General features: G+C 60.9%; 14 protein-coding genes. 7 read left to right on the top strand and 7 right to left on the bottom strand.

Annotated features, from left to right (window positions below):
• Positions 1–4: 4 nt before the first annotated feature.
• The 5 genes from GPL81_RS19355 (at position 5) to GPL81_RS19335 (ending at position 5,134) form a co-directional block, all read left to right on the top strand.
• Positions 5–1,078, top strand: coding sequence for a microcin C ABC transporter permease YejB (locus GPL81_RS19355; RefSeq protein ID WP_160108011.1), 1,074 nt, complete (start codon positions 5–7; stop codon positions 1,076–1,078).
• A 1-nt stretch (position 1,079) separates the two neighbouring features.
• Complete coding sequence (locus tag GPL81_RS19350) at positions 1,080–2,099, top strand: ABC transporter permease (protein WP_160108010.1); 1,020 nt, start codon at positions 1,080–1,082, stop codon at positions 2,097–2,099.
• Between the two features lies 1 nt (position 2,100).
• Positions 2,101–3,711, top strand: coding sequence for an ABC transporter ATP-binding protein (locus GPL81_RS19345; RefSeq protein ID WP_160108009.1), 1,611 nt, complete (start codon positions 2,101–2,103; stop codon positions 3,709–3,711).
• 21 nt (positions 3,712–3,732) lie between these two features.
• The gene (gene fabI / locus GPL81_RS19340) at positions 3,733–4,527 is read left to right on the top strand and encodes an enoyl-ACP reductase FabI (protein WP_020799278.1); all 795 of its coding nucleotides are present in this window, start codon (positions 3,733–3,735) and stop codon (positions 4,525–4,527) included.
• Positions 4,528–4,708: 181 nt separating this feature from the next.
• Positions 4,709–5,134, top strand: coding sequence for a VOC family protein (locus GPL81_RS19335; RefSeq protein WP_160108008.1), 426 nt, complete (start codon positions 4,709–4,711; stop codon positions 5,132–5,134).
• Between the two features lie 119 nt (positions 5,135–5,253).
• Here GPL81_RS19335 and GPL81_RS19330 read toward each other — a convergent pair whose 3' ends face one another.
• From GPL81_RS19330 to GPL81_RS19305, 6 genes are all read right to left on the bottom strand, one after another.
• Positions 5,254–5,826 carry a GGDEF domain-containing protein gene (locus tag GPL81_RS19330; protein ID WP_160108007.1) on the bottom strand — a complete coding sequence of 191 codons (573 nt, stop codon included), beginning with the start codon at positions 5,824–5,826 and terminating at the stop codon, positions 5,254–5,256.
• Positions 5,827–5,899: 73 nt separating this feature from the next.
• A complete protein-coding gene (locus GPL81_RS19325; RefSeq protein ID WP_160108006.1) occupies positions 5,900–6,481 on the bottom strand; it encodes a hypothetical protein in 582 nt (193 codons plus the stop codon).
• A 1-nt stretch (position 6,482) separates the two neighbouring features.
• A complete protein-coding gene (locus GPL81_RS19320; RefSeq protein ID WP_160108005.1) occupies positions 6,483–8,651 on the bottom strand; it encodes a xanthine dehydrogenase family protein molybdopterin-binding subunit in 2,169 nt (722 codons plus the stop codon).
• 7 nt (positions 8,652–8,658) lie between these two features.
• Positions 8,659–9,114, bottom strand: coding sequence for a (2Fe-2S)-binding protein (locus GPL81_RS19315; RefSeq protein WP_096510999.1), 456 nt, complete (start codon positions 9,112–9,114; stop codon positions 8,659–8,661).
• Positions 9,115–9,359: 245 nt separating this feature from the next.
• Positions 9,360–10,514 (bottom strand): NnrS family protein, encoded by a 1,155-nt coding sequence (locus tag GPL81_RS19310; RefSeq protein WP_160108004.1) that lies wholly within the window; start codon positions 10,512–10,514, stop codon positions 9,360–9,362.
• The gene (locus tag GPL81_RS19305; RefSeq protein ID WP_160108003.1) at positions 10,514–10,762 is read right to left on the bottom strand and encodes a transmembrane sensor/regulator PpyR; all 249 of its coding nucleotides are present in this window, start codon (positions 10,760–10,762) and stop codon (positions 10,514–10,516) included. The genes GPL81_RS19310 and GPL81_RS19305 overlap by 1 nt, the downstream gene beginning before the upstream one ends.
• Before the next feature lie 364 nt (positions 10,763–11,126).
• Between GPL81_RS19305 and GPL81_RS19300 the strand changes: the two genes are divergently transcribed.
• Positions 11,127–11,630: a VOC family protein gene (locus GPL81_RS19300; protein WP_160108002.1), complete on the top strand. Its 504-nt coding sequence runs from the start codon at positions 11,127–11,129 to the stop codon at positions 11,628–11,630.
• Between the two features lie 33 nt (positions 11,631–11,663).
• Positions 11,664–12,497: a helix-turn-helix transcriptional regulator gene (locus tag GPL81_RS19295; RefSeq protein ID WP_160108001.1), complete on the top strand. Its 834-nt coding sequence runs from the start codon at positions 11,664–11,666 to the stop codon at positions 12,495–12,497.
• A gap of 101 nt (positions 12,498–12,598) precedes the next feature.
• Here GPL81_RS19295 and GPL81_RS19290 read toward each other — a convergent pair whose 3' ends face one another.
• Positions 12,599–13,186: a LysE family translocator gene (locus tag GPL81_RS19290; protein ID WP_160108000.1), complete on the bottom strand. Its 588-nt coding sequence runs from the start codon at positions 13,184–13,186 to the stop codon at positions 12,599–12,601.
• Positions 13,187–13,207: the final 21 nt, after the last annotated feature.

Raw genomic sequence — 13,207 nt, 5'->3', positions numbered from 1 at the left:
TCAGATGCTGGCGTATATTTTTCGGCGACTGCTGCTGATCGTTCCGACTCTGTTCGGCATTTTGCTGATCAATTTCGTGATCATCCAGGCGGCCCCAGGCGGGCCGGTGGAACAGATGATCGCCAAGCTCGAAGGCTTCGAAGGCGCCACCAGCCGCATCGCCGGCGGCGGCGCGGAAGTGTCGGTGGCCGGCTCGGCCTATCGCGGCGCCCAGGGTCTGGACCCGGCGCTGATCAAGGAAATCGAGCACATGTACGGCTTCGACAAATCGGCGCCGGAACGCTTGTGGATCATGGTCAAGAACTACGCCACCCTGGATTTCGGCGACAGCTTCTTCCGCGATGCCAAGGTCATCGACCTGATCAAGGAAAAGATGCCAGTGTCGATCTCCCTCGGGCTGTGGAGCACCCTGATCATGTACCTGGTGTCGATCCCGCTGGGGATCGCCAAGGCCACGCGCCACGGTAGCCACTTCGACGTCTGGACCAGTTCGGCGATCATCGTCGGCTACGCGATCCCGGCGTTCCTGTTCGCCATCCTGCTGATCGTGGTGTTTGCCGGCGGCAGCTACCTGGACTGGTTTCCATTACGCGGACTGACGTCGAACAACTTCGACGAGCTGAGCATGAGCGGCAAGGTACTCGATTATTTCTGGCACCTGGCACTGCCGGTGACCGCGTTGGTGATAGGTAACTTCGCCACCATGACCCTGCTGACCAAAAACAGCTTCCTCGATGAAATCAACAAGCAGTACGTGGTCACCGCCAAGGCCAAGGGCCTGACCAATCACCGCGTGTTGTACGGCCACGTGTTCCGCAACGCCATGCTGCTGGTGATCGCCGGCTTCCCGTCGGCCTTCATCGGGATCTTCTTCACCGGCTCGTTGCTGGTGGAAGTGATCTTCTCTCTCGACGGCCTGGGCCTGATGAGTTTCGAAGCAGCGATCAACCGCGATTACCCGGTGGTCTTCGGCACGTTGTTCATCTTCACCCTGTTGGGTTTGGTGGTGAAACTGATCGGTGACCTCACCTACACCTTTGTCGATCCGCGCATCGACTTCGAAAGCCGGGAGCATTGAGATGAACCTGTCCCCTCTCAATCGTCGCCGCTTCGAACTGTTCAAGGCCAACAAGCGAGGTTGGTGGTCGTTGTGGCTGTTTCTGGTCCTGTTCGGCGCCAGCCTTGGCGCCGAGTTGATCGCCAACGACAAGCCGCTGGTGGTGCACTACGACAACGGCTGGTATTTCCCGGCACTCAAGCGCTATCCGGAAACCACCTTCGGCGGCGAGTTCCCGCTGGAGGCCAATTACAAGAGCCCTTATATCCGCGAACTGCTCAAGGCCAAGGATGCCTGGGTGCTGTGGGCGCCGATTCCGTTCAGCTACCAGAGCATCAACTACGACCTGAAAGTCCCCGCCCCCGCGCCGCCGTCAGTGGACAATCTGCTGGGCACCGATGACCAGGGCCGCGACGTGCTGGCCCGGGTGATCTACGGCTTCCGCATTTCGGTGCTGTTCGCCCTGACACTGACCCTTCTCAGCTCGATCGTCGGCGTGATCGCCGGCGCGTTGCAGGGGTTCTATGGCGGCTGGGTGGATCTTGCCGGGCAGCGGTTCCTGGAGATCTGGTCCGGTTTGCCGGTGCTGTACCTGCTGATCATCCTCGCCAGTTTCGTCCAGCCGAACTTCTGGTGGCTGCTGGGGATCATGCTGCTGTTTTCCTGGATGAGCCTGGTGGACGTGGTCCGTGCCGAGTTCCTGCGCGGCCGCAACCTGGAATACGTGCGTGCGGCCCGGGCGCTGGGCATGCAGAATGGCGCGATCATGTTCCGCCACATCCTGCCCAACGCCATGGTCTCGACCATGACCTTCATGCCGTTCATCCTGACCGGCGCCATCGGCACCCTGACCGCCCTGGATTTCCTCGGCTTCGGCTTACCGGCAGGCAGCCCGTCGCTCGGTGAACTGGTGGCCCAGGGCAAATCCAACCTGCAGGCGCCGTGGCTGGGCATGAGCGCGTTTGCTGTGCTGGCGCTGATGTTGAGCCTGCTGGTGTTCATCGGCGAGTCCGCTCGCGATGCCTTCGACCCGAGGAAGTGAAATGAATCAGGAAAATCTGATCGAAGTGCGCGACCTCGCCGTCGAATTTGTTGTCGGCGAACATTGCCAGCGTGTCGTGGAGAATGTCAGCTTCGACATCAAGCGCGGCGAAACTCTGGCGTTGGTGGGCGAAAGCGGTTCCGGCAAGTCGGTAACCGCTCACTCGATCCTGCGCCTGCTGCCCTACCCGCTCGCCCGACACCCTTCGGGCACCATCGAATATTCCGGACAAAACCTGCTGAACCTGAAAGAAAAAACCATTCGCCATATCCGCGGCAACCGGATCGCGATGATCTTCCAGGAGCCGATGACCTCGCTCAATCCGCTGCACTCGATCGAGAAGCAGATCAATGAAGTGCTGGGCATCCACAAGGGTCTGGTTGGCAAAGTGGCGACCAAACGCACCCTGGAACTGCTGGAAATGGTCGGCATTCCAGAGCCGGAGAAACGCCTCAAGGCCTTGCCCCACGAGTTGTCCGGTGGTCAGCGCCAGCGGGTGATGATTGCCATGGCGTTGGCCAACGAGCCGGAATTGCTCATCGCGGATGAGCCGACCACCGCGCTGGACGTGACCGTCCAGCTGAAAATCCTCGAATTGCTCAAAGAATTACAGGCCCGCCTGGGTATGGCGCTGCTACTGATCAGTCACGATTTGAACCTGGTACGAAGAATTGCGCATCGTGTATGTGTCATGCAGCGCGGTTGCATCGTCGAACAGGCATCGTGCGAAGAGTTGTTCCGCGCGCCGCAGCATCCGTACACTCGGATCCTGCTGGCAGCGGAGCCCGGCGGGAAGCCTGCGAGCAACGTGATCGGCCCGCCCTTGCTGGCGGTCGAGGACTTGAAAGTCTGGTTTCCGATCAAGAAAGGCCTGCTCAAGCGCACGGTGGATCACGTCAAGGCGGTGGACGGCATCAATTTCAGCCTGCCCCAGGGCCAGACCCTGGGGATTGTTGGCGAAAGCGGTTCCGGCAAGTCGACGCTGGGTCTGGCAATCTTGCGCCTGATCGGCAGCAAAGGTGCGATCCGTTTTGAAGGCAAGCAGCTAGACTGCCTGACGCAGCAGCAAGTCAGGCCACTGCGGCGGGAGATGCAGGTGGTGTTTCAGGACCCGTTCGGCAGCCTGAGCCCACGGATGTGCGTGAGCCAGATCGTCGGCGAAGGCCTGCGGATTCACAAGATCGGCACCGAAGCGGAACAGGAACAAGCGATAATTGCTGCACTCAAGGAGGTAGGTCTGGACCCGGACACCCGGCACCGCTACCCCCACGAATTTTCCGGTGGGCAACGGCAGAGAATCGCCATTGCCCGGGCATTAGTGTTAAAACCGGCGTTGATTCTGCTGGACGAGCCGACTTCGGCCCTCGACCGGACCGTACAACGCCAAGTGGTGGAGCTGCTGCGTTCACTGCAAACCAAGTACAACCTGACGTATCTGTTTATCAGCCATGACCTGGCTGTCGTCAAAGCGCTGAGCCACCAGCTGATGGTGGTCAAGCATGGTCAAGTGGTCGAACAGGGGGACGCGCAAAGCATTTTTGCCGCCCCCCAACATCCGTATACACAGCAGTTGCTGGAAGCCGCTTTCCTGGCTCCGGACACTGCGCAATAACCTGAAAGAGAGGAGCAACACATGGGTTTTCTCGCCGGTAAGCGCGTACTGATCGTCGGTGTCGCCAGCAAGCTGTCCATCGCATCCGGCATCGCTGCCGCCATGCATCGCGAGGGCGCTGAGCTTGCCTTCACTTATCAGAACGACAAACTCAAGGGTCGTGTCGAAGAGTTCGCACAAGGCTGGGGTTCGAGCCCTGAGCTGTGCTTCCCGTGCGACGTGGCCAGCGACGCGGAAATCGCCAAGGTCTTCGAAGAGCTGAGCAAGAAGTGGGACGGCCTGGATTGCATCGTGCACTCCGTCGGCTTCGCCCCGGGCGACCAACTGGACGGCGACTTCACCGAAGCCACCACCCGTGAAGGTTTCCGCATCGCTCACGACATCAGCGCCTACAGCTTCGTGGCCCTGGCCAAGGCCGGTCGCGAAATGATGAAAGGCCGCAACGGCAGCCTGCTGACCCTGTCGTACCTGGGCGCCGAGCGCACCATGCCGAACTACAACGTGATGGGCATGGCCAAGGCTTCCCTGGAAGCGGGCGTACGCTACCTGGCCGGCTCCCTGGGCCCGGACGGCACTCGCGTCAACTGCGTATCGGCTGGCCCGATCCGCACCCTCGCCGCTTCCGGCATCAAGAACTTCCGCAAGATGCTGGCGGCCAACGAAGCGCAAACCCCGCTGCGTCGCAACGTCACCATCGAAGAAGTCGGCAACGCCGGCGCCTTCCTGTGCTCGGACCTGGCGTCGGGCATCAGCGGTGAAATCATGTACGTGGACGGTGGCTTCAACACCACGGCCATGGGCAACCTCGAAGAGTGATCTTCGGTTAGCCACTAAAAAACCCGCCTCTTTGGCGGGTTTTTTTGTGCCTGCGATTCCAGTGCGGGCGCAATCCATTGCAGGAGCCGGTATTTCAGGGTTAAAAGTTCAGTCAGTGGAATGCCGTTTTCGCTGGCAAGCCAGCGCCTACACTCAACTCTCCATGACCGAGGCTCACCTGATGCAACTCTCTCCTTTTCACTTGGCCATTCCGGTGTATGACCTGCCCGCCGCGCGGCACTTTTATGGCAGCGTGTTTGGTCTGGAAGAAGGCCGTTCCAGCGATCATTGGGTCGATTTCAACTTTTTCGGCCATCAACTGGTGATTCACCTGGCGCCGAAAAACGCCTCGCAAGAGGCTGCTCATACCAATGCGGTGGACGGCCATGACGTCCCGGTACCGCACTTCGGCGTGGTGCTGGGGATGGCGGAATGGGAGGCGCTGGCGCAGCGGCTGAAGTCGCTGGAGACGCGGTTCGTGATCGAACCGGGGATTCGCTTTGAGGGACAGGTTGGCGAACAGGCGACGATGTTTCTGTTCGATCCGTGCGGGAATGCACTGGAGTTCAAGGCGTTCAAGGATATCGGGCAATTGTTTGCCAAATAGGCGGCGCCTATGAAGACGCCTTCGCGAGCAGGCTCGCTCCTACAGTGGATTTGCGTTCACAGCAGATCAACTGTAGGAGCGAGCCTGCTCGCGATGAGGCCCGTCAATACAGCCCGCCTCTACCGGCCCAGCGCCTTTTCAGCCTCAACCAACAGTTCTTCAACCGAGCCATGAACCGTAGGGTCATACTCGATCTGCCCAATGCTGAAACCAATGCCATACCCGCGATGGGCCATGGTATTGCGCTCATCCAGCATTTCCTCCAGCCGGGCCTTGATGGCCGTGACATCCACGCCGCAAGAGCCGGTGAGCAAGGCGACGAAGGTAGCGCCTTCCAGGCGGCCAATCACGTCACTTTCCCGAAATCCGATGCTCAGCACATCGGCGAAGGTCTTCAGCGCGTGATCGCCCTCGGTGCGGCCAAACAGATAGTTGATACGCTTGAAGTCATCCAGGTTGAAAAACAGCAGCGTCGCCGGTCGACCCAGTTGCCCGCAGGCCTCCAGTCCCAGTTGGGCCAGCGCCAGGAAACCGTGCCGATTGGGCAGTAGCGTCAGTTCATCCATACTCGCCATCTGCACCCCGATCAGCTCTTGCTCAGCCTTGCGTGCAAGATCGCGCAGCAGCTCACGCTCCTGCTGTGGCGTCCCTGCACATACACCTGTTGTGTGCGGTTTGCCTGAGATCAGCATCACATACTCCCATGGAGGGTATGTTCTTTAGAGTCCTCGATATCGGTTTGACTCCGTGTTCATTGACCGATGGTCAAGTACCCAGCACCGGGCAAGGCCCTCCTGCCTCAGCCCAGAGCTTGAACTGGGTGACAAAAATATCGTGCGCAACCGGCACCGGCGTGCGATTACCGCCCGGATTCCAGCCCCAGAGCACCAGCTTGTCCTCGCTGACGTGTTTGATCAGCGCCGCGAAATCCCGGTCGCCATTGCTCGCGCGGTCCTTGATCATGCTGCACAGCTTGTCGGGCGGCAGGCCGATCCAGGCCATTTTGTGCGCCGCCGGCGGCAGGCTCCAATGGGGGGCACCGGGTGGTGCCTTGGGACCGTAACTGGCCGGTGGATTGGTTTCGGCATGGCAAGTGGCGCAGGGCAAACCCGCCGCGCCTTTGCCGTCCAGGCCACGAACCACATTCATGGCGTGGGGCGTTCCAGCATCGAACTGCAACGGTGAATCGCCGGGAATATGGCAATTCTGGCAGCGGGGGCTCTGGAAGACTTTCTGCACCGTATCGAAGGCCTTCAGTGCCTCCTTGTCATCAGCGAAAAGCTCCGTTGCATAGATGAAAAGGCAAAGCAGGAGCAAGCCGCCAAGTACCCAATGATGTCGTTTCATCTCACACCCCCGACAGTTGCAGCGGCAGCTCCCGCAGACGTTGCCCAGTCAGGGCGAACACCGCGTTGGCCACTGCCGGCGCCGTGGGTGGCACACCGGCCTCACCGATGCCACCGGGTTTTTCGCTGCTGGGCAGGATATGCACTTCAACCACCGGCATCTCGTTGAGCCGCAGCACCTGGTAATCGTGGTAGTTGGATTGCACCACGTGTCCGTCCTTGATCGTCAGCTTGCTGTGCAAGGTGAAGCTCAGGCCGAAGGCGATGCACGACTCCATCTGCGCCGCGATGCTCTGCGGGTTGACCGCAATCCCGCAGTCCACCGCGCACACCACCCGATGCACACGGATCGCCAAATTGTCCTGGGACACTTCGGCGACGTGGGCCACGTAGCTGCCGAACGACTCATGCACCGCCACGCCCAGGGCATGGCCGTCCGCCAACGGCGCCTTCCAGTTGGCCTTCTCCACCGCCAGGTTCAACACGCCAAGGTGCCGCGGATGGTCCTTGAGCAAGGTCCGCCGGTACTCCACCGGGTCCTTGCCCGCGGCTGTGGCCAGCTCATCGATCAGCGATTCCATGACAAAGGCGGTGTGGGTATGCCCCACCGACCGCAGCCACAGCACGCTGATGCCGGTTTTCGGCGAATGCAGGTCAACCTGATGGTTGGCCAGACCTTCGAGATACGGGCTATCGGCCACGCCCTCGACCGACGTCTTGTCGATGCCGTTCTTGACCATGGCCGCTTCGAGCGAGGTGCCGGCCATGATCGATTGCCCGACCAGTACATGCTTCCACGCCATCGGCAGGCCGTCAGCCCCAAGCCCCACTTGCGCCTGATGCAGGAATGCCGAGCGGTAGTAGCCGCCACGGATGTCATCCTCCCGCGCCCACACGGTTTTCACCGGCGCACCCGCCGCCTTGGCGACCTGCACCGCTTCGGCGACAAAGTCCGAGGTCGGGTTGGCCCGCCGGCCGAATCCGCCGCCGAGGAACTCGGTGTGGATTTCGACCTGCTCGGGTTTGAGTCCGGTGATTTTCCCGGCGATCATCTGGTCCAGGGTCTGGAACTGCGTGCCGGTCCAAATCTCGCATTTATCCTGGGTGATTTTCACCGTGCAATTGAGCGGTTCCATCGGCGCGTGGGCCAGATAAGGCACGCTGTACTCGACGTCGAGGGTCTTGGCTGCCTTGGCCAACGCCGCCTTGGCATCGCCTGCCTGACTCGCCGGGAGGCCGGGTGTGGCGGCGAGTTTGCGAAAGTCCTCCAGCAGTTTCTGACTGTCCAGCCCAGTGTTCGGCCCCAGGTCCCATTCAACCTTCAGCGCATCGCGCCCCAGTTTTGCCGCCCAGTAATGATCGGCGATCACTGCCACACCGGTCGGCACCTGCACCACTTTGTGCACGCCTGGAATCGCCAGCGCCTCAGCGCCTTCAAAGGATTTGACGCTGCCGCCGAACACCGGCGAACGGGCGACCATCGCCGTCATCAGGCCATCGAACTGCACATCCATGCCGAATTTGGCGCGACCGGTGATTTTCTCCGGCGTGTCCAGGCGCTTGGTGGGTTTGCCGATGATCGTCCAGTCTTTCGCATCCTTGAGCTTGATCGATGCCGGATCCGGCACCGGCAGCTTGCCGGCGTCATCGGCCAGTTCGCCGTAGGTGGCGCGCTGGTCGCCAGCAATCACTACACCCGATTCGGTGGAAATCGTGGAAGGCGCGACATTGAAGCGCTTGGCCGCGGCCTCGATCAACATCAACCGCGCCGCCGCACCGGCCTGGCGATAGCGATCGAACTCCATCCAGGTCGAGGTCGAGCCGCCAGTGATCTGCATGCCGCCGAATCCGGCCAGACCATAGTCCTTGGCGGAGGCCGGGGAATGTTCGACGCGAATTTTCGACCAGTCGGCGTCCAGTTCTTCGGCAATCAACATGGTCAGGCCGGTCCAGATGCCCTGCCCCATTTCCGAATGGCCGAGCAACACGGTGACGCTGTTGTCATTGCCGATGCGCAGGAAGGCATTGGGGGCGAACACGTTGCCCTGGTTCTCGGCGCCCATGGCAAAGCGATGGGCACCGGGGATGACGAACGCCACCACCAGCCCGCCGCCCAGCACGGCACTGCCCTTGAGAAAACCACGACGCGAGAGCGGAGGGAGGCTGTTCATGACCACCTCAACTCAGCTCGGCGGCGCGCTTGACCGCGGCGCGGATTCTTGAATAGGTGCCACAGCGGCAGATATTGCCCGACAGCGCCTGATCGATATCACTGTCGGTCGGTTGCGGGATCTTCGCCAGCAACGCCGCCGCCGACATGATCTGCCCGGACTGGCAATAACCGCACTGGACCACATCGAGTTCGGCCCAGGCTTGCTGCACCGGGTGCGAACCGTCAATCGACAAGCCTTCGATGGTGAGGATTTTCTGCCCATGGGCCACGGCTGTGGCGGGCGTGATACAGGAGCGCAATGGCGCGCCGTCGATGTGCACGGTGCAGGCACCGCATTGAGCCATGCCGCAACCGAACTTGGTCCCGGTCAGGTGCGCGACGTCACGCAGGACCCAGAGCAAAGGCATGTCCGCGGGGACATCCAGTTCCTGGTCCTTGCCATTGATATTGAGGGTCAACATTTGCGAAGGTCCTCAGACTCAGGCTGTTCTGAAGGGGGCGTCGCTGTAGCCGTCAACGACCTGCGCGCGCCTCGGGTTATCCCTTCAGCTAAGTCCAATTTGCCCCGCAGGCCGAACTCTATCGACCACCGGTCACCCTCCCCACCTTGTAGGAGCGAGCTTGCTCGCGAAAAACCTGCCCCCCCCCCCGCGGGGTGTCAGGCGCCCAGCGTTATCGTTGACGACCATCGCGAGCAAGCTCGCTCCTACACCCTCGGCTTGAGCAAAATATCGGTATAACGCAGCAGAAACAGTCCCAACGCCATGCACCAAAGCAATGCTGACAGCGCCAGCCCGTACCCGGAAAACGGCACCAGCAGCACCCGCGACAGCCCGGCCATCAGCATCAGGGCAAACCCCGCCACGATCGCTTTCGACGGCTGCAACGGGCGCCCGGTATGACCGAGGCTGACCCGGGCAATCATCGCCAGAATCAGACCACCCACACCGCCCACCGCCAATGAATGGGTGACCAGGCTCTGTTGCGTCATCCAGCCTGCGTGCCACAGCGCCATGGCGAAAACCGCCACCGCCAGCCAGGCGTAGGACAGATACAGCGACCACAGCAACGGCACGCGCCACAGGCCTCGATCGTGCCAGCGCCACAGGCGCAGCAAGTGCAAAGCGCCCATCAGCACGAACAACGCCGCCAGCCAAAGCCTGGGAATGTCCTGCAAGCCGAGGGCAAATGTCAGTGCTGCAAGCAAACCGCTCATCAACAGAATCCGGTTCGGCCATGGACTTCCCGCAGGCTGCACCGGCCGATTCAGGCCGCGCTGGATGAAAAACGGAATCACGCGCCCGCCAATCACACTCATCATGGCGCCCACCAACCACAAGGCCGCCAGGACACCACGCCGTTGCAGCCCGGCGTCGTCGGTCGAAAGGCCCGCCACCGTCATGGCCTGGCACCCGGCCAGCAGCATGACCATCAGCAGAATCGGATAGTTGTCGCGCTTGCCGGCGGCGATCAAGTCGCGGCCCAGCACCAAGGCCAGCAGTGGCAGAAAAGGCAGCTGCAAGAGAAGCAAAAACCCCGGGGAAATCGGCAGCAGCCAGGCCAGTCGCGCCAGCAGCCAGACCAGCACCAGCCCGATCAACGGCCAGCCCTTGAGCCCCGGTCGCCCGGTCCAGTTCGGCACCGCCGTCAGCAGGAACCCGGCGATGATTGCCACGGCGAAGCCGAACGGCATTTCGTGCCGGTGCCAGGCGAGCATGCCGCCCACCGGCTGCGCGCCGGGCAAACGGCCATACAGCCACAAGACCCAGATCGCCACCGCCAGCGCAGCGAACGTGGCCCCGGCCAGAAAAAACGGACGAAAACCGAGACTGAAGACAGGCGCCGCGACCAATTTGCGCATCAGGCCAGCGCCCCGGCCAGCGGTTTGCTCAACCGGTGTTGGGCCAGCAAGCGCATGACGTAGCCGATTTTCAGCAAGGTCGGCCCGACAATGGTCATGGCATGCAGCGAAACCAGGGCGAGGATCGACAGGTGACCGTCATAGAGGTAAGCACCGTAGATCCCTGCCAGCAGCATCGCCAAGCCGATACCGAGCACCCGGCTTGAGAGGTGTAAAACGTTCTGAGGGTTGCTGAAGAAATGGAACATTTTTCCGTACTCCTGTAGCCGTTCAGTTGTACGTTTGATGCATCAAGGGTCGTGCCAGGTATTTACCCCATACGAATCAGGCAGTTGAGACAGATCAAGTCATAATGACTCACTACAAAAAGAGTCTTTTCGACTCATATCGCAGTCATATTGACACAACCCTGTAGGAGCTGGCTTGCCAGCGAAGAACCCAGGAGCGACAGGGCTAACCTGTGGATACGCGTAATCGTTGACGACCATCGCTGGCAAGCCAGCTCCTACAGGGGGCGTTTTGGGACATTTGTCGATCTACGGCACGACCAGACGAGCAGAGGCTGACTACGCTGATAATCCAGCATGGAAAAACCTGCGAAGGAGACCCGTCATGCAACGCGTTCAAAAACTTACGCCCTGCCTGTGGTTCGACGATCAGGCCGAAGAAGCGGCAAAGTTCTACTGTTCGATCTTCGACCATTCGAAAATCACTGCCACCACCCACTATGGCCACGCCGGTTTCGAGTTCCACGGACGGCCCGAAGGTTCGGTGATGACGGTCAGCTTCGAACTCGACGGGCAGAGTTTCACCGGCCTGAACGGTGGTCCGATGTTCAAGTTCAGCGAGGCGATTTCCTTTCAGGTCAATTGCCAGACCCAGGACGAAGTCGACCATTTCTGGGGAGCCCTGTCGGCTGGCGGTGTCCCGCAGGCTCAGCAATGCGGCTGGCTCAAAGACAAGTTTGGAATGTCGTGGCAAGTTGTTCCGGTGCAACTGATGGACATGATAAAAGACCCCGACACGCACAAATCCCAACGCGCCATGGAAGCGATGCTGCAAATGAAAAAACTTGATATCGCCGCACTCAAGCGAGCCTTTGACGGCGAGAGCTAATACACTCCGGGGCTGATCTGCCGAGGACCGACCATGACGCTCGCCAAGCCCAAGGACACAGACAAGGCCCCGCGCTTTTGGCGCGACGACGCCCTGCCCTTCATCGAGGCGCGCTCCATCGCCGACGGACGCGAGGTCTGTTACACCCGGCATGCCCATGAGCATTTTTCCATCGGTGCGATCACTGCCGGGCGCAGCACCTATGTGCACGAGCAATCGCGGTTCGAGGTCAGTGCCGGCACCGTGGTGTTGATGAACCCCGGCGATGTCCACGCCTGCAATCCGATTGACAACCAGCCCTGGTCTTACCTGATGATGTATGTCGATACCCTGTGGCTCACCGACTTGCAGCATCAGCTCGGCTTCAGCGAGGACCCGGCGTTTCGCCGCTTCGCCGTCACCCACACCTCGGACGCCGATCTGTTTGACGGCTTGCAGGGCTTGTATGACGTATTGATTGATCCGCAGCAGGACGTCCTGCGCAAGCACAGCGCAGCGGTGGAGTTTTTCACCGAGGTGCAGCTACGGCTGAATCCGGTCGATCAACCACTGCGCGAGCCCAATTTCAAGCTGGAGCGCGCCGCCGATTTTATCCGCGAACACTGCACGCACATGCTCAAACTCGAGGACATTTGCGACGCGGCACAATTGTCGCCGTCCTACCTGATCCGCGCCTTCAAGCAGCATTACGGCATGACGCCCCACGCCTTCCTGGTCAACCGACGCATCCAGTTCGCCCGGGAGCAACTGCGCAACGGCAAGCTGATCGCCGATGTGGCGCTGGAAGCGGGATTTGCCGATCAGGCGCATTTTCAACGGGCGTTCAAACAGCATTTGGCGGCGACGCCAGGCCAGTATCGCGGCTGAAGCGCATCCCTGTAGGAGCCGGCTTGCTGGCGAAAGCGGTGTGTCAGCCGCCATTCATTTTGATTGATACACCGCCATCGCCAGCAAGCCGGCTCCTACATCTACTGGATCAACAGATACAGGGCACTCCCCGCCAGCAACAATGCCATGCCCCGATTGAACCAGCGCATCCCTGCCGGATTGTTCAGATACCCGCGCAAAAACGTCCCGGCATACGCCCAGCAACCGACCGACAGGTAGCAGATCACCAGGTACACCGCCGCGAACTGCCACACCAGCCGCGCCTCGCCATCGGCGACGAACGCGCCCATGCCGGCCACGCAGGCCAGCCAGGCTTTCGGGTTGAGCCATTGCATGACGGCGCCATACAGCATCGACGGCGCACGATCAGCGTCCTTCGCCTCAAGGTGCCCATTGTCGCCCGCCAGTTTGAACGCCATGTACAAAAGGAACGCCACCCCAGCCCACTGCACCATCTGGGTCATGGCCGGCCAACGCTGCAACAACTCATGCAGCCCCAACCCCATCAGCACCAGCAGCAACACAAACCCCAGGGTCGCCCCGGCCACATGCCGCTGACTGGCGCGAAAGCCGAAGCGCGCCCCCGAACTCAACGCCACGATATTCACCGGCCCTGGCGTTATCGAAGCGACCAGCGCAAACGCCGCCATGGACATCATCAGACTCATCGCACACCTTCTTCCTGTCAG

Source organism: Pseudomonas izuensis (assembly GCF_009861505.1).
Lineage (GTDB): Bacteria > Pseudomonadota > Gammaproteobacteria > Pseudomonadales > Pseudomonadaceae > Aquipseudomonas > Aquipseudomonas izuensis.
This window is presented reverse-complemented; position numbering and strand designations above follow the sequence as displayed.